The organism is Mesorhizobium sp. M1A.F.Ca.IN.020.03.2.1 (assembly GCF_004023205.1).
GTDB lineage: Bacteria > Pseudomonadota > Alphaproteobacteria > Rhizobiales > Rhizobiaceae > Mesorhizobium.
Window position 1 is genome coordinate 1 of sequence record NZ_RZSV01000114.1, and the last position, 17,212, is coordinate 17,212.

Below are 17,212 nucleotides of genomic sequence, written 5' to 3' on the forward strand. Positions count from 1 at the left end.
ATCCTACGTCCTTTCGGAACGCCGTGACAAACGCACGCCGACACCACCGCCATTTTCAGGAATGAACTCGATGCCGGCATTCTCAAACGTTTTTTGGAGGAGGTATCGCGTTCCGGTTTGAGGAACAGAACGGTCGTTTTCGAAATTCCGAATGGTAACAGCACTCGCGCCGGAGCGGGCGGCGAGATCCTCTTGCGTCCATTTCAACAGCGCTCGTGCGGCGCGGCATTGAGAAGAATCCATACCGCAAACTGGTGATAACTCTCGAAAATCGCAAGCCTTTTCGGAAAACGTTGACATTTGCTTTCTAAAAACCAATAATCCTTTCGTTTTTAGAAAGCGACCGCATCGAGTGAGCGAACACTCGATGCGGTCTGACCACAACCCCAGCTTTCATGGAGCTCGGATCATGGATGATTCCGACAATAGCATGAGTTTGTCTTTCGTCACCCGGCGGCGCTTGCTGGCGGGCACGGCGACGGCCGCACTGGTATGGCCCTTCCAGGTAAAGTCGCGGGCCGCCGAACTGACGCACGGCAGCAGCGCGGCTGATCCTGCTCTTCGTCTGTGTGGGAACTGGCAAAAGATCCACAACGAGACACTGGCGCTGTGCCGCGAACAGCAGCGGTTGGAGACGCACCTCGCCAGGACGGTCGGCTTTCCCTGCGCCAAGGTGCGGCTTGCCGATGGTACGGACGTGACGCTCCATTCCATCGAGAGCCTGAACGATGCCTACTCTCCTGAAAACGAAGTCGAATGGGGCAGGGCGCTTGCGGATTTCGCGGCACATCAGGCGCGCTGGGACGCTGCTGATGCTGAGATCGGTTATTCGAGAACAGACGAACTGATCCGGCAATCGGAAACAGCCGAAAGCGCACTTATGGATGTTCTAACGCAGACAGCTGCCACGTCCGTCGAAGGCATTTTGGCCAAGCTCAAGGTCATCCTGCGTGACGGTGAGCACTGGGAACATGCAGACGATTTCCCCTGGCCTCATATCCGATCTGTGCTGGATGACCTCGCCCGCCACCATAAATTTCGATCCGGCGACGATCGCTGGACCGATCGAGCAACCGCTGGTTGACGGCCCTTATAGACGGTGAGGAAACAGTCTGCCTTGAGGAAGCCTGATGGGTTGCCGCCATCACGGCCGCTTCGCTGAACGCTTGCCGTGTCAGGGGCGACCACGATCCGGCGCGGGCTCGGAAAGCAGATAAGCGGCCAGTTGTGTGCGGTTCGCTCCAAAATTGCCTTGCCTGGGTAACCCATCTTGATGGGCGCGAGGCCGACTATCGTTTCCTGGTTTGCCGTGTTCGCTCGCCTCGGCGGCGCTCCTAATGGACATGGGCTCAAGCAATAGCCCCCCGTGACCGCTGCGTCTCGATGAAGACCAGGTTTCGGCGCAGTGTGCATCACCCTCATCACAACTTGTCGCCCTCGTCTTGCGGACGCCACGAAACGGGATCGGTGATCCAGCGACTGATGTCGGATTCATGCCAGCCTGCCCCGTGGATACTGATGTGGATCTGGCGCGGAAAAGTGCCTTCGGCGATCTTGCGATAGATCGTAGATCGGGACAGACCGGTCCGGGAAAGGACGGTTTTCAGGCGAATGATCCGGTCTGGTTCGGGCATGGTCGTGCTGCCTCCTGCTGGCTGTTTCTGGCTGCTCCTGATCCAGAAAGGACGGACAGTTACGGGCGCGCAAGAGGGTTTTGCGCGTCGTCGTAGCCCGACGTAGAGACGGCGGTTAATCGGACGGGTCTAGAGTCCGATGCCCCGGCCCCGCCCGAGGTCGATGCCGTGATTGAAGGCGAGTTCCAGGCCGAGACGACGGCCTGATTCGAAGGTGATGCCGAGGTCCTGCTTGCGGTTGGCGAGGATGGATTCTAGCTGCGGATCGCGTTCGAGGCTTTTGGCGATGTCGCCCATCGCCGACCGCGTGGCCTTATAACCTGGCATGTCGCCCGCCCGATATTGGCGCTGACTGGTCCGGTCGAGCTTTTGCCAACGCTCCACGAAGCGGTCGGCGCGGCGGCTTGGATCGGTGCGGATTTCGGTTTCAAGCTGGAGGGCGCGGATGGCGCGATTGACCTGGCCACCGCCGGCCTCGCGGGCAAGGGCCGGGTTCTTGACATAAGCCGCCTCAGCATCGCGCCAGCCATGTGGCCGCACCTCGTGGAAGGCTTTTCGGGCGTCGGCCAGTTCGCGCGACAGCATCGGGCTGGCCTCGTTACCTGCACCCTCGTCGCTGAAAATCGCGTCCACGGCGCGGGCATGACGCACGAGCGCATCGGTTCGGGCCTTCCGCAACGCCACTTGCCCGTCCTCGGCGGTCTCTCTCGCTGGCGCTGCAGATTCGAGGCGCACTTCCTCTCTTTCCGGCCTGCGCGTGGCGTCGAAGTCGGTCGCGCCATCTGCCGAAGGGCGCCGGCCATTGAACATATTGCGTAGCCGTTCAGGCAAGACCTTGCGTACGATCTCGGCAACACGCTCGCGGAACGTGATCCCCCGCCGCTCGGCATAGCGCTGCGCCGGATCGGCGCGCTCATAGTCTGACGCCATGTCCTTGGCCCGGTCGCGCGACAGGGTGCGGGTGAGCCGATCCTGATCGCCGAAGTCGTCGCGGCCATAATGCAGGTCAGTGCCGTCGCGGTGCCGCGACAGGGCGACGTAGCTGCCATGGGCGTCCATACCCGGTGTCGCCAGTACATGGGTGCGGTCCACGGTCATGCCCTGTGCCTTGTGGATGGTTGCGGCATAGCCATGATCGATCCCGTTGTAGTCCTTGAGGTCGAACCGAACCGACCGGCCATCGTCGACGAGGACGGTCATCGACCGCGCGCTAACCTGCTCGATAGTCCCGAGCGTGCCGTTTTTGACGTGAAGGCCGCGCTCGTTGCGGAGGAACATGACGCGGTCTCCGCTGGCGAAGTTGCGGTCGCCGCGCTCGACCGTCAGGCGCACATCGTAACCGAGATCGCCGGCTTCACGTAATCGCCCGCGCGCCGCCTCGTTTAGGGCACGAACCTCGTCATTGGTGTGGGTGAGTATGATGCGGCTGTGGCCAGGCGATGCCTGCCGATCGCGATCCCAACGGTCGATCAGATCGCTGCGTGCCTGTTCCCGCGTCTCGGCGGCATGGACCATGCCATGAGTGTCAAAGGCCCGAATCGCAGCTTCGGTCCTGCCAGTCGCCAGGTCGCGTGTGGCGTCGCGCTGCCAGTCATCCCGCTGGCGGCGCACCTCGCCGATCTCCGCGCCGCCGTGGCGTTCGTGAATGGAGCGGAACGCCGCGCCGGCCTCGATGGATTGCAACTGCTGCGGATCGCCGACCAACACGACTTTCGCGCCGGCCTCGCCGGCATGGGACAGCACGCGCTCCAACTGGCGCGTGCCGACCATGCCTGCCTCGTCGATGACAAGCACATCGCGGGAAGTGAGCACGTCGCGGCCCTGTCCCCAACCGTGTTCCATGCTGGCGATGGTGCGCGACGCGATGCCCGATCCGCTTTCCAGATTCTCGGCCGCGATGCCGGACAGCGCCACGCCCCGGACCTCGTAGCCCGCCGCTTCCCAGGCTTCGCGCGCCACGCCCAGCATGGCGCTCTTTCCCGTCCCGGCATAGCCGACGACGACGCAGAGATCGCGCCCGTCCGTGACAAGCGTAAGCGCCTCGGCCTGCTCCCCCGAAAGCACGAGGCCGCGCGCTTCCGCGCGCGCCAACGCCGCTACGCGATCCGCATCACGCACGCCATGGCGTTCCGTCTCGGCCATGAGTTCGGCGGCGCGGTGCAGGCGCTGTTCGGCCTCGATCATCTCGCGGGTGGTGAAGCGGTCCTCGCCGCGTCCGTCCGCGCCGAGTTCGACCAGATCGGGGGCGCTCCGCATCGCGCCCATGACCGCGTTGAACTGCTCGATTCCATCGCTGTGCCGGTGCGCGAACATCGCCATGTCGCGCCGCGTGAAGGTGGATTGCTGGTGCGTGATGGCGTCCAGCGCAACGGAAGGATCGGCAAGGATCCGCGCGCCGTTGTTGCGCGCGATCTCGCGGTGCATGTCGGCACGGTCGGCGGCCTCGATCCCTTCGTCCTCGATGCGCTGCGCGGGTGCGCCGATCTGGCTTTGCGGCTCAAGGCCGATGCCCTGCGCCTCCAGGCTGCGATGGTCGATGCGCGCGTCGATGTCGAGTTCGGCCAGCCGCTCGTTGGCCAGCTCCGCCCACCGTTCGCGCCAACGCTCGACCATCTCGGTGCGGTTCCAGTCCCGCACCTTTTGTCCGAAGCCGTTTTCATCCACGGATCGCATGGCCAGCATGACATGGGCGTGGGGCTTGGGCGTCCCGTCCTCGGCCATGTCCCAATGCACATTGAGGTCGGCGATCATGCCCTGATCCACGAATTCGGACTGCACGAAGTCGCGGGCGAGTTCGATGCCCTGCGCTTGCGTCATCTCACGCGGAATGGCGAATTCGATCTCGCGGGCTAGCTGCGCGTCCTTCCTGATCTCGAACGCCTCGACATCGTTCCAGAGCCGTTCGCGGTCGCTCCATGCCTCCGGCGCGTTCTCCGGCAGCATCACCTCGGAATGGACGACGCCGCGCTTAGCTGAAAAATCATGGCTGCGGTCGAGGCGCTCGTCGCGTAGGCGCGAGGCCGAGCGGTAGGCGGCGGACGCCACCGCGCTGGATCCGGAATTGCGGCCAATGACCTTGACGTGAAGATGATAGATCGCCATCGCGATCAGATCATTTGCATCGGCTATGCGTACGTCGGAACGACGTATAAGCGCGCCCTCCCTCGAAAAATTCTCGGGAGCGACCAGCTTGTCCCGGCTAGGCTTGGCGACCTTACTGCATTGTGCCGGATGCTCAACTATCTTCGCTGCATCAACAGCTGACGGAGACGATGATGCGCAGGCCACGGGATTTCGGCGCGGAACTGAAGGCGCTCGAGGACAAGGCGCGGGAGCTCAAGAACCGCAAGATACTCCAGCTTGGCGAACTGGTGATTGCCACCGGGGCCGATGTGCTCAGCGCCGACGAACTGGCGGGCGCGCTGATGGCAATGGGCGAAACCAAAGATACCGGAAAGAAGGAGGCTTGGGCCAAGCGCGGGGCCGCCTTCTTTCAGGGGCGGGCACGGCGAACTGCATCGGCGCCTAACCGTGACGCTGGCGGCGCTCAACCGCAACCGGGCAGCGCGCAACCGGGATCAGGCGGCGCTGGCGCGGCGTGACATGCGCACCTGGCAGATCGAACGCCGCAAGCGCACACGGCATTTGATCGAACTCGGTGGCCTCGTCGTCAAGGCGGGGATCGTCGACCTGGCCGGCGATGATCGCGCCATGATCTACGGCGCGCTACTTTGGATGGCCGACAAGCTCCAGAGCGATCAGGCACGGGGACTCTGGAGTGCGAAGCAGGCGTTCGGGGATGGCTAGACTCCAAACCGTTCCCGCATTTCCCCGGCCTTCGCCCATTCGTCGCCGGGTATCCGGTCAATCAGTTCCTTCATCACTCTGACAAAGGTGGACTTGAGCGTCTCGTCGGTCAGCGCTTTGGCGCGATCTGTTTGAAGCAGCGGGCGCATGTCGGTGAAGAAGCTCGGGTTGACGAGTTTCTGGAACATGCGCTGCTGCGCCTCGGCCCTGGAAATAGTCAACTCCGACTTTTCAAGGTAGAGTATGAAACATTCGACGATCCGGGCCGTGTTCAACCGCTCGAACACGGTGAGCGCGTGATCGAGGTCGAACAGATCGCGGCCTTTGTTGCGTTGAAGCAAAGCCCGCAGCTTGGTCGCCAGCATTTCCTCCCGCGAGAAAGTCGGGATAGCGGCCTCGCCGGCGAACCACGGATTTTCGACGCCGAACGGAATCTCAATGGGCGAATCGTAGGCTTCCCGTTCGCGCGTGTTGATTTCGATCTTGAGTCTTATCGGGCTGGGCGCATCCCTGTCTTCGGCTTCGACTGTGTATTTGAGCTTGGGCGCAACGGGGCTTTGATCGAAGCGCGGGTTGCCCAGCCAGGGATCGAGAACGTCATGCAAGCGATCCAATAGCGGGCGGATAGGACCGGGGCTCGTCCGCACAAGGTCGATGTCCTCCGAATAGCGCAGCGGCGACGGGAAATGCAGCTTGTTGAGCGCCGTGCCGCCACGGAAGCGCAGTTCGCCGCGCAGGAACGGATCGGAGAAGATGGCGACAAGCGCGCGGCTGATGATGAGGTCTTGCTCGACCTGCCGCTGGCTTGCCCACGGTGCGACGCGGCTCCAGGCGGTGATGTAGTCCTGCGGGATCATTCGTCGATCTCCGGCGGCTGGCGAACGATCACGCGCCAGCGGTCATCGCGTTCGGATGGCGGCGGCGACAAATCGGGATCGCCCGCTTGTTTGGGATCGAGTTCGACCCATGGCAGCGGCCCGCGCACCGACAGCGCCACGAACATCGGCTCCGCAATCTGCGGATGTCCCAGTCTTCCGAGCAGATGCCCAAGGCGTTGTACCACCGCTTTCTCGAAGGTGGCCGACAGGGAGGCGAGCTTTTCCGGTTGCAGCCGTTCGGCAAGCTCGGAAAGCACCGTCGCAATGTTGTTCAGGCCCGCGCCGGATTGCGGGTAGCGCACCAGATCCAGCGCTGTGAGTTCCGGCGAGGCCAGCTTCATGTAGCCCGATTGCGTCTTGCGATCCTCGATCCCCGCCACCACCGCCGCCATGTCCTTGCGGTAGGAAAAGACGATCCGCGTCCGTCCGGCCTTAATGTCGGGCAGGAGTTTGTCCGTGACGACCTGAAACTCCATAACGGCCTGATGGGAAGCGCCGTGGGCCGCCGCCGCAGCCAGCAGCCCTACATAGTAGGGCCGTTTTTCATGGCGCATCAGGGCGTCGATGTACCACTCGGGCGGCGGCGCTCCCGTCGTGGCGTGCTGTGGCGGTACGACCACATAGAAGCCGCGCCGAGGCCGGATGAGCTGGCCGCGCCGCTGCAATCGCTCGGCGGCGTCGAGGAATGCGCCCCGACTGATGCCGATCTCCTTCTGCGCTTCATCGGCAGAAAATACTCCCCGGCCCGCAGCAAGCAGGCCGGAAGCGTAGGTGGATAAGGCTGATCGCTCTACTTGGATCATATCTCATTATCCGCTCTTAGCGCGGAATTTTCAATATGATACCACTGTAGGATTGTCCTTAAAAATCCGCTTTCAGAGCGGATTTTTCAATATGATGCTGCGGTAACTCCAGTCCTGCCGCCGCTGCTCGCCCTCAGGATGGCTATCGCTATCTTCCCTGATTTTATCCGATCTTCTATACGCTTCCCCCAATCACGAGCCACGGTAGGCGCATGACCGACGAAAGCCTGACGATCCGAGAGGTGGCGGAACTTCTCAAGATCAATGAGAAGACCGCCTACAAGCTTGCCTCGGCAGGGCAAGATTCCTGGCTTCAAGGTTGGCGGATCGTGGCGGTTCCCGCGGTAGGAAATCGCAAACTGGATAAAGCGTAGGGTTGAGGAGCAACAGGGGGGCAGGGGGGACGCATGACGAACGAAGCCGATACGTGCCGAAAATTCGTCGTGCCCAAGCTGCAATCGGCGGGGTGGGACAACGAACCCCATTCCATCGCCGAGCAGCGCACCATCACGGATGGCCGCGTCATTCCCGTGGGCAAGGGCTTTGTCCGCAAGCCGCCCAAGCGGGTCGATTATCTGCTGCGCTACACGCGGGACTTTCCGCTTGCCGTGGTCGAGGCCAAGGCCAGCTATAAATCCGCGACCGATGCCGTGCAGCAGGCCCGCGACTATGCGGAAATCCTCGGCCTCAAATACGCCTACGCCACCAACGGCGCCGAGATCATTGAGATCGACTATTTCAAGGGGATGGAAACGCGAGTTGCCGACTTTCCCGCACCGGATGACGTTTGGCGACGCTATCAGGCGGGCAGTGGGATCGAGACGCCCGAGCGGGTGGAACACCTGATCGCTCCCTACAACACGGTCGGCGGCAAGCCGCCCCGGTACTACCAACAGATCGCAATCAACCGGACGGTCGAAGCCATCCTTGCTGGAAAGAAGCGCCTGCTTCTGACCATGGCGACGGGGACGGGCAAGACCATCGTGGCCTTCCAGATTTGCTGGAAGCTCTGGTCGAGCCGCTGGAACAGGACCGGCGAGCATCGCAAGCCGCGCATCCTGTTCCTCGCGGATCGCAACATCCTCATTGACGACCCGAAGGACAAGACCTTCACCCCCTTCGGGGACGCGCGCCACAAGATCGAGTCCGGTGAGAGCGTCAAAAGCCGGGAAATGTATTTCGCCATCTATCAGGCGCTTGCCGAGGACGAGCGCCGCGCGGGGCTTTTCCGGGATTATCCGCCGGACTTCTTCGACCTCATCATCGTCGATGAATGTCACCGTGGAAGCGCGCGGGACGACAGTTCTTGGCGCGTCATCCTTGAGCATTTCAATCCCGCTTACCAGCTCGGCATGACGGCCACGCCGCTGCGCGAGGACAACCGAGACACCTACCTCTATTTCGGCAATCCGATCTACGAATACAGCCTGCGCCAGGGCATCGACGACGGCTTTCTCGCGCCCTATCGCGTGCATCGCGTCGTCACCCAATGGGATGCGGCGGGCTGGCGTCCGAGCAAGGACGAGGTTGACCGCTTCGGCCGCGCGATCCCCGATGACGAATACCAGACCAAGGATTTCGAGCGGACCATCGCCTTGCGCGCCCGCACGCAGGCCATCGCTCGCCACCTGACCGACTTCCTCAAAAAGACCGACCGCTTCGCCAAAACCATTGTCTTCTGCGTCGATCAGGAACACGCCTCGGAAATGCGGCAGGCTCTGGTCAACCTCAATGCCGATCTTGTGGCGCAGTACCCCGACTACGTGACGCGCGTCACCGCCGAGGAGGGCGCCATCGGGCGCGGCCACCTCTCGAAGTTCCAGGACCTCGAAACCAAAACGCCGGTTATCCTCACATCGTCGCAACTGCTGACGACCGGCGTTGATGCGCCGACCTGCAAGAATGTCGTTCTGGCGCGCGTCGTCGGGTCCATGAGCGAGTTCAAGCAGATCATCGGGCGCGGGACACGCCTGCGCGATGATTACGGCAAGCTGTGGTTCAACATCCTCGACTACACCGGGTCGGCCACCCGCATGTTCGCTGACCCGGACTTCGACGGCGATCCGGCCCGGATCACGGAAGAAGAAGTGAACGACGCCGGGGAAACCACCGCGACGACGGAGATCATCCCTGAAGGGCAGGAACCCGAACCTCCGGCGCCGGAGGAAGGCGAACCGGGCGTGAACGAACCGCCGACTGGCGAGCCGAGCAAATTCTATTTCGACGGCGGCCAGGTCGAAGTCGTGGCCCATCTGGTCCACGAGCTTGATCCGAACGGCAAGCAGCTTCGCGTCGTCAAATACACCGACCATGCCGCCGAAAGCGTTCGTTCGCTTGCGCCGACCTCCGCCGAGCTTCGCAAGCGCTGGGCAGACGCAGACCAGCGCAGCGAGATTATCGCCGCTTTGGCCGAGCGCGGTATCGACTTTGACGTGCTGGCCGAACAGACTGGCCAGACCGACGCCGACCCCTTCGATCTGCTTTGCCATCTGGCCTTCAACGCGCCGCTTCGCACCCGGCGAGAGCGGGCGCAGCGTCTCAAATCCGAGCGCAAGCACTATTTCGAGAAATTCTCCCCTGAGGCGCGTCAGGTGCTCGACGAGCTTCTGGAAAAATATGCGGAACACGGCGACGCGCAGTTTGTCTTGCCGGACGTGCTCAAGGTTCCGCCCATCTCAACCCACGGCCAGCCCGCCGAAATCATCAAGCTGTTCGGCGGCCCCGACGAGCTTCGCCGGGCCGTGAACGACCTGCAAGGACTGCTCTATGGCACGAACTAAAAAGAAGAACGGTGCAGACGGCGTGCCGATGACGACCTCCCAGATGCTCGGGAGCCTTCTGAAATCCGCGCGTGACATCATGCGCAAGGATAAGGGGCTGAACGGCGACCTCGACCGTCTGCCACTTCTCACTTGGATCATGTTCCTCAAATTCCTCGACGACCTTGAGCAGCAGCGCGAGGAGGAAAGCGCGCTGTCGGGCAAGAAGTTCAAGGCCGCTATCGAGGCCCCATATCGCTGGCGCGATTGGGCCGCCGATCCGCAGGACATCACGGGCGATGAGCTGCTCTCCTTTATCAATTCCGACGAAGCCGTGCGCGCCGACGGCAAGAAAGGCCCCGGCCTTTTCGCTTACCTGCGTTCGCTCTCAAGCTCCAATGGCGATAACCGCCGCGACGTGATCGCCACGGTGTTCAAGGGCGTCGACAACCGCATGAAGAGCGGTTATCTGCTGCGCGACATCATCAACAAGGTTGGCGGGATTCACTTCACTTCGTCGGACGAGCTTCACACCCTCGGCGCGCTTTACGAATCCATGCTCCGTGAAACGCGCGACGCGGCGGGCGATTCCGGTGAGTTCTACACGCCGCGCGCCGTCGTCCGCTTCATGGTGGAAGTCACCGACCCACGCCTTGGCGAAACCGTCCTCGACCCGGCCAGCGGCACGGGCGGGTTTCTTGTGGAGGCGTACAACCACCTCGAAAAACAGGTGAAGACCGTCGCCGACCGCAGGCGTCTGCAAGACGATACCATCACCGGCTGCGAACCCAAATCTCTGCCTTATCTGCTGTGCCAGATGAACCTGCTGCTGCACGGGCTGGACGCGCCGCAGATCGACCCCGGCAACGCCCTGCGCTTCAAGCTCTCCGAGATCGGCGAGAAAGAGCGCGTTGATGTGATCCTCACCAATCCACCTTTTGGCGGAGAGGAGGAAAAGGGCATCCAGGGCAACTTCCCCGAAGACCGCCAGACGGCGGAAACTGCGCTGCTGTTCCTCCAGCTCATCATGCGCAAGCTCAAGCGCCAGCCGACTTCCGCTGGTCGCCCTGCGCGTGCTGCCGTGGTCGTGCCGAATGGAACGCTATACGAATCCGGTGTTCCTCAGAAGCTCCGAGAAGACTTATTGAGGGACTATAATCTTCATACTGTCGTTCGCCTGCCAAAGGGCGTATTCGAACCATACACCGACATCGCAACTAACATACTGTTCTTCGACCGTGGCGAACCATCGTCGCATGTTTGGTTCTATGAACACCCCCTGCCTGCGCATCGAGCTCATCTAAAGGGGAAGAAGTATTCCGCGACTGATGGCATTGCTTTCGAAGAGTTTTCGCCTCTTATCGCGTGGTGGAACAATCGAACAGAGACTGATGCCGCTTGGTCCGTACGCAAGGAAGAGCTGAAACAGGCAGATTTCGATCTGGCTCAAATCCACCCGAGGCACAATCGCATATCCTTCGCTCCGCCCTCATCTGTTGTGACAGAGGTGAAATCTCTGATGGATAAATCAGCCTCTATCATAGGCAAGATTGAGTCCGACTTGGGTTTGCTGACCAAGCTTGAAGCACCATTGATCCCGCTTAAAGACGTGCTTTCGCCAAGGAGAGAAGTGGTTCGGGTAGAGGATGACGGAGTTTATACACGTCCAACCGTGCAGATGCATTTCCGGGGTGCAAAAGTGCGAGACCGCGAGGTTGGCGCGAAGATCGGAACAAAGAATCAATTTGTGATGCGTGCTAATGACCTCATCATGTCGCGTATTGACGCACGACACGGTGCAATGGCGCTTGTTCCAAGCACTTTGGATGGCGGCATTGCGACGAACGATTTTCCACTGTTCGAGATAGATACTGATCGTGTCGAGGCGAAATATCTACGCTTCACATTGTTTCAGCCGGAAATGCTAAGAATTTATGAGACCTTGAGCAAGGGATCAACAAACCGGCGGCGTATGATCATTGATGAATTTCTAAAGCTGCAAGTACCAATACCAGAAGACATTGAGCAACAGGAAGTAATTTCCAATCTTCTCTGGAGTTCGGAGATGAATGTTTCAGAGCTGTCGGAACATTTGGGCGGCATAGTGAACGAGGTTCAGTCTCTAGTGAGCTCTTCGCTCTTTCATGTATTCGCAAGGTTGTAATGCCGCAAGGTCGCCAGAGTGACGTTCGCATAAAGTGATCTTTGAACAGTAGGAACAAGAATGCCACCATGAACTCTACAGCCACGCAAGCCTCCCCGCTTACCGAAAAGGCCGCCCTCACAGACCTCGTGAGATGGGCGGAGAAACGGCCCGCGTGGCAGAAGGACGCCCTTCGCCGATTAGTCACGGGTGAGGCGCTGGACGATCAGGCGATTGTAGAACTTACGGAGCTTTGCCTCGACCCCGCTCGCACCCATACGCCGATTTCGCAATCGCACATCGCAGCCGAAACCAGTGCAGCAGAGCCGATTTCACTTATTTCGATAAAGAATCCCATCGCCATCAACGCGCTTGCCAGCCAGCAGGAGCTATCCTTTGAACCTGCTGGGCTGACTGTGATTTACGGCGATAACGGTTCGGGAAAGTCTGGCTATGTGCGAGTCCTAAAGCACGCATGTCGGTCGCGCGACGAGAAGTTCGCAATCCACAGGGACTTAGAGGACAAGACCGACACGCCGCAATCTGCCGAGATACGTTTCGCGCGCGGTACGAACATCGAACAATTCAATTGGACGCCCGACGGCGAGCCGCACGGCGACCTACCATCGGTCAGCATCTTCGACTCCCGAAGCGCAAGCATCCATGTCGAAAGCACCAACGAGGTAGCCTATATCCCCCGGCCAATGCGGTTGCTGGAGGCGCTGGCCGATGCTTCCGACCGCATTAAAACGGCGCTCGACGGCAAGATCGCAACGCTCAAGGGCCAGGTTCCGCTTGCGATTTCAAATCCCTCGCTGAGCAGGGAAACGGCTGCTGGCAGCTACGTCTTCGGGTTGAGCGCGAAATCCAACGTCCCGCAGCTTGATAAGCTCGCTGCATTCAGCGAGCAGGAAACCGCCCGTCTCACCACGCTGGAAACCGACTTTGCCCAAGACCCCAAGCGCGCCGTGGCGCGGCTTGAGAGTCAGCGCGGGCAAGTAGAGCGTATTCAGGCGACCCTACTAGCCGTTATTGGCGCGACGAGCGCGGCGGCGTTCGCAGAGATCAATACGCTGCGAAAGATCCACCGCGATGCCGTGGAAGCTGCGTCGGTTGCATCGCAGCAGCTATTCAGCGCATCGCCGCTGCCCGAGGTGGGCCAAGCCGTTTGGCAAAAATTGTGGGAAGCCGCGCGCACCTACGCGGACACCGTGGCCTATCCCGGCAGGACATTCCCTTTAAGCGAACCGGACACGCTTTGCGTGCTTTGCCAGCAGCCCCTCAGCGCGGAGGCAATTGCACGCCAGCAGACATTCGAGTCGTTTGTAAAAAGCTCGACGAAGGCTGATGAAGCGGCGGCGCGCGCGAGACTGGACGCTGCGCTCACCCAGTTGAAAGGGCGGACACTGCGCCCTGGCGATGTCCTGAAATCGAGCAAATTCCTCGCCACGGAAATCGGCGATGCGGCGCTTGCGGAGCAGGTCCGCCGAGCCTTTGTCGTGGTGCTCTGGCGGCTTCGGGCGATGGTCAGGGCATATGGTGAACCTAAACCGCTTAGCGCCGATCCGCTCCAGGCGCTTGCGGCCCTCGCAACCGATCTGAAAACGCGCGCCGCGCAGCTTTCCGCCGATACGCAGAGCGACGACTATAAGAAGCTGAAATCTGAATATCTCGAACTCAAGGAGCGTGCCGCCCTTGCGCCGCTGCTCCCGGACATCAAGGCACACATTGCGCGCCTCAAGGAAATCGAGTCGATCAACACCGCGCTGAAGGCGATCGCCAAGAAACCGATCACCGACAAGAACAAGGAACTTTCGGACCGCATGGTGACGGACGCGCTGCGCGGTAGGTTCGCACGCGAGATCGGAAAACTCAAACTGTCCAGAATGCCGGTCGAGCTTCGCAAGGAGAAAGATCGGCAGGCAGTGTCGTATTTTCGCGTTGCGTTGGTGGAGAACCCGAACGCCAAGGTCGGCGAAATATTCAGCGAAGGCGAGCACCGCTGCGTCGCACTCGCCGCATTCCTTGCCGAACTCGTCACGGCACAGCGCTATTCCGGTATCGTTTTCGACGATCCAATGTCGTCGCTCGACCACATCCACAGGGGTGCGGTTGCGTCGCGGCTGGTGGAGGAAGCGGAACACCGCCAGGTCGTCGTATTCACGCATGACCTGGTGTTTCTATACGAACTTCGCCGCGAAGCGGAAAAGGCAAACAGGCCAATCGCGTTTCGCAATGTCCGGCGGCAGCAGGATAAGCCCGGCTACATTGAAAACGAGTTGCCGGACAAGGCGAAATCCGGGCTTGAGATGTGCAACGCGCTGCGGTCGTCGCTGAAATCGACAAAACCCGGCTTTGACAAGCTGACCGACACGCAACGCACCATCTTCTGCAAAGGCACCATTGGTCAGTTGCGCGATGCGTGGGAACAAGCAATCTCCGACTACATCCGCCCCGTGCTTGAACGGTTCGACAACAAGGTTAAGCCGACTTCGATGTTCAAGCTCGGCATTCTCACCGAGGAGGACGTGAAGCGCGTGATGGCGGCCCAATCGAGGTTGTCCGAAGACCTTCATTCATCAGCACAGGCGCTGAACCCCGAAGCTGTATCGCTGGATGACCTGCTCAATGAGGTCAAGGCGCTGGAAGATTGGATTCAATCTATCCGTGACCGCCAAAAGAATGCGGTCAAGCCGGTTTTGAATTAAGAATGTGTCGCTGCGTTAGGAATCATTGGATGAGTATTTCTAGGTGTAGCGACGGAAATCTGATGAGACCGCTGTTCCAAATTCGACATGCTTGAGAATACGCCCGACCTCCCGTGCCGCCTTGATCGGCGCCGGGAGCTTCTGGTCGAACTGTGTCGTGTTCCAGTTCACCTTCGTTAGCGCGAGCACGTCTTTTGCCAGCGTCAGGATTTTGCTGTCCGAATTTTCATGGGGCACCAGCAGCAAAGGGTGCGGTACGCGCAGGCCGGGGAATGTCCCGTAGAACGGTACGCTGCCCCGCGTGTACAGTAGGCCCTTGCCGCCCAGATCGACGAATGTCCCGCGTAGAACGGGATAATTACCGTCCCGGAAGATGGCGATTGGGGAACTCTCCTGCACCCATACGAGGTCAGACATCTCGATGCCGGACTTCTCAAGGGCGGCGTCGATGCCCTCTGCTTCTTCAGGACGGAAGCGTGAGGTCTTCAGGACCACAAGCCGCGCAGGCACATGGCGGTGATGCGCTTTGTACGCTGCGATGGACTGCACCACGAGTTCTTCCGCGTCTTTGGCGGTCAGATATGGATGACGTCCCCGTGTCTCCGTCTGCGCACGCGCCCCGCGCAGAATGAGACCGCGACCACGCTCGTCGAACATCTGCGCGGTGCTGGTCCAGAGTTGCTGGCCGTCGAGGTCGCGATAAAACCCGATGCCCAGGAAGCTTGTGCGGTATTCCGCCTGATCGGGCAGCAAACGCCACGGTACTTTGCCCGCCTTGTAGAAGAGCGCGTTGAGAAGATTCCACGCGCGCGTCGCCTTTACCTGCGTTTGACGGTTGCTTTCGCGTTTGACCTTGCGGGGGATTTTTGCGGCATCGTCCCAGGTATCCGGCCAGACGATCTGCGTCGGGATCGGCAGGTGAAGCGTCTTCGCTTTGAGCAGGTCACGGAAGTTGAGCATGCCGCCGCCGTCATCGTCGTCGTCGCTGTCTTCCTCTTCGCTCTTGGCGTTGACGAGCTTCTCGATGAGCGGAATGGGCAGGGCCAGAACAATTACGTCGGGCTTCGCGCTGCCTTCGACCAGAGCCGAAAGCTGCGACGTGATCAACTCGACCGCATGGCGGACCGCTTCGTCGTGATGGCCTAAGCCGGTGATTTCATTGACCTGCCGTCTGGAAATAGTGGCTGTCGCCCCGTCCGGCACCTCGAACTTGCAGCGGAACGGGTTCTGATTGCCCAAACCCGGAAAATCCGGGCTGAGATTGATAAGCTGCTTGTTTCCGCTTTCGATGCCACGTCCGGTTTCTCCGAGGAATTCCGTGAATCCCGCAACGGTGTCGTCCGTGCCGATGACGCCGACGCGGATAACGTCGCCGGAACGCGGTTGCAATGGCCCATGCTCGCGCAAGCCCTGACGGGGATCGCAATGCTGTCCGCCGTCGCCGAATTCAAGCATCGGTTCGTTAAAGACATGCGCCTTGAAAATCATCCGATGCCCCCGTCCTCAAAGAGGTCCTGCGCTTCCATCTCCTTTGCGCGCGGATCGGTCCGGTTCCATGAGGACTCCGGCACTGCCTGAGACAACTGTATCACCGGGAGGCGCTCGAATTGCAGCATTGGCGCAGGTTTGTCGGCATCGAACAGGCCAACCTCGTGTTTGCCGCTCTCGACCAGCAAATGCTGCCACATCATCACCTGGCCGCGCACAGCGGCATTGCGCTCCAGGCGCTTCTTGCCTGCCAGTAGCGCCTCTGGATAACGGTGCGGCTGGAAACCGTCCGTGGTGAAATAAAAATCGGGGTCGATGACCACGAACCATTCATCGCCAAGACGTTCGAACCGCAGCTGCGCCGCGTGATGCCGAACGTAGCCACGGCCTTCGTTCTTCTTGCTCGCAAAGGCGCTCACGACCTTGGCGGAGGTTTCATTGACATTGGACATGTAGCGGTAGCTGCGCGACTTGCTGATACTGACCGCCTTGAAATGGAACAGCCTGTCCTTGCGGAGAAAGGAAAGCTGCGCCGTTGTCTGTCGCTCGACCGTGCGCCGCAACAAATCCATGGTGTCGTTGATGTCGTCGCGTTCGTCGCTGAATGCGATGAGCTTGGTATCAACGGCGTCGACCTGATCGAGATCGACAATTGCGCGGGTGCCGTACTCCCTGGGGTCGAAGAATGAGACAAAGCGCCGCTTGCGGATTACCCAGTCGAACCGGATGTTGCCCTGCTTGACCAGTTCGGGCACGGCGTCGCGCCCGCTGCCGAACGGCGACGTTGAAATGAAGATTTCATCGGGCAACCTGACGCGCAGCAGGTTGATGATGGCGTCCTCGCCCCGATTGAGCGGCGGCAGGAAAACGCCCGGCGTGCGACGATCAATGGTGAGCGCGCCAATGCGATCAGCGCAGCGCGGGTCGAATACATCGGCCCCTTTATCGAACTTCAGGCGGCGTTCCTCGCCCCTGACGCAATCGCTCACGTC

The 17,212-nt window shown here is 60.6% G+C and carries 13 protein-coding genes and 1 pseudogene; 7 read left to right on the forward strand and 7 right to left on the reverse strand.

Annotated features, from left to right (window positions below):
• Window positions 1–3: 3 nt before the first annotated feature.
• On the reverse strand, window positions 4–300 hold the full coding sequence (locus EOA79_RS18505) for a helix-turn-helix transcriptional regulator (protein WP_245489896.1): 297 nt from the start codon (window positions 298–300) through the stop codon (window positions 4–6).
• Between the two features lie 109 nt (window positions 301–409).
• Between EOA79_RS18505 and EOA79_RS18510 the strand changes: the two genes are divergently transcribed.
• The gene (locus EOA79_RS18510; RefSeq protein ID WP_128293148.1) at window positions 410–1,084 is read left to right on the forward strand and encodes a hypothetical protein; all 675 of its coding nucleotides are present in this window, start codon (window positions 410–412) and stop codon (window positions 1,082–1,084) included.
• A gap of 337 nt (window positions 1,085–1,421) precedes the next feature.
• Here EOA79_RS18510 and EOA79_RS18515 read toward each other — a convergent pair whose 3' ends face one another.
• Window positions 1,422–1,634, reverse strand: coding sequence for an AlpA family phage regulatory protein (locus EOA79_RS18515; RefSeq protein WP_128203273.1), 213 nt, complete (start codon window positions 1,632–1,634; stop codon window positions 1,422–1,424).
• 129 nt (window positions 1,635–1,763) lie between these two features.
• Window positions 1,764–4,736 (reverse strand): Ti-type conjugative transfer relaxase TraA, encoded by a 2,973-nt coding sequence (gene traA, locus EOA79_RS18520; protein WP_128293150.1) that lies wholly within the window; start codon window positions 4,734–4,736, stop codon window positions 1,764–1,766.
• 173 nt (window positions 4,737–4,909) lie between these two features.
• On the opposite strand from traA, the gene EOA79_RS18525 reads away from it, so the two are divergent.
• Both EOA79_RS18525 and EOA79_RS18530 read left to right on the forward strand, forming a co-directional pair.
• On the forward strand, window positions 4,910–5,236 hold the full coding sequence (locus tag EOA79_RS18525) for a conjugal transfer protein TraD (protein ID WP_128293163.1): 327 nt from the start codon (window positions 4,910–4,912) through the stop codon (window positions 5,234–5,236).
• Between the two features lies 1 nt (window position 5,237).
• Window positions 5,238–5,441, forward strand: coding sequence for a conjugal transfer protein TraD (locus EOA79_RS18530; protein ID WP_128293151.1), 204 nt, complete (start codon window positions 5,238–5,240; stop codon window positions 5,439–5,441).
• Here EOA79_RS18530 and EOA79_RS18535 read toward each other — a convergent pair.
• Window positions 5,438–6,298, reverse strand: a complete 861-nt coding sequence (locus EOA79_RS18535) for a nucleotidyl transferase AbiEii/AbiGii toxin family protein (RefSeq protein WP_128293153.1) — start codon at window positions 6,296–6,298, stop codon at window positions 5,438–5,440. The genes EOA79_RS18530 and EOA79_RS18535 overlap by 4 nt on opposite strands.
• Window positions 6,295–7,122, reverse strand: a complete 828-nt coding sequence (locus EOA79_RS18540; RefSeq protein ID WP_128293155.1) for a type IV toxin-antitoxin system AbiEi family antitoxin — start codon at window positions 7,120–7,122, stop codon at window positions 6,295–6,297. The genes EOA79_RS18535 and EOA79_RS18540 overlap by 4 nt, the downstream gene beginning before the upstream one ends.
• A gap of 212 nt (window positions 7,123–7,334) precedes the next feature.
• Here EOA79_RS18540 and EOA79_RS18545 point away from each other — a divergent pair, with 212 nt between their 5' ends.
• From EOA79_RS18545 to EOA79_RS18560, 4 genes are all read left to right on the forward strand, one after another.
• On the forward strand, window positions 7,335–7,496 hold the full coding sequence (locus EOA79_RS18545) for a helix-turn-helix domain-containing protein (RefSeq protein ID WP_245489897.1): 162 nt from the start codon (window positions 7,335–7,337) through the stop codon (window positions 7,494–7,496).
• Window positions 7,497–7,529: 33 nt separating this feature from the next.
• Window positions 7,530–9,902: a DEAD/DEAH box helicase family protein gene (locus EOA79_RS18550; RefSeq protein WP_128293156.1), complete on the forward strand. Its 2,373-nt coding sequence runs from the start codon at window positions 7,530–7,532 to the stop codon at window positions 9,900–9,902.
• Window positions 9,889–12,045 carry an N-6 DNA methylase gene (locus EOA79_RS18555; protein ID WP_245489898.1) on the forward strand — a complete coding sequence of 719 codons (2,157 nt, stop codon included), beginning with the start codon at window positions 9,889–9,891 and terminating at the stop codon, window positions 12,043–12,045. Before EOA79_RS18550 ends, EOA79_RS18555 begins: the two co-directional genes overlap by 14 nt.
• A gap of 68 nt (window positions 12,046–12,113) precedes the next feature.
• The gene (locus EOA79_RS18560) at window positions 12,114–14,732 is read left to right on the forward strand and encodes an AAA family ATPase (protein WP_128293158.1); all 2,619 of its coding nucleotides are present in this window, start codon (window positions 12,114–12,116) and stop codon (window positions 14,730–14,732) included.
• Window positions 14,733–14,771: 39 nt separating this feature from the next.
• Here the strand turns inward: EOA79_RS18560 and EOA79_RS18565 are convergent, their stop codons facing one another.
• Entirely contained in the window at window positions 14,772–16,220 is a 1,449-nt protein-coding gene (locus tag EOA79_RS18565) for a hypothetical protein (protein WP_128293160.1), read from the reverse strand.
• Window positions 16,217–17,212, reverse strand: a pseudogene (locus EOA79_RS32845) (DUF4365 domain-containing protein); the annotation flags it as partial. The gene EOA79_RS18565 and the pseudogene EOA79_RS32845, both read right to left, overlap by 4 nt.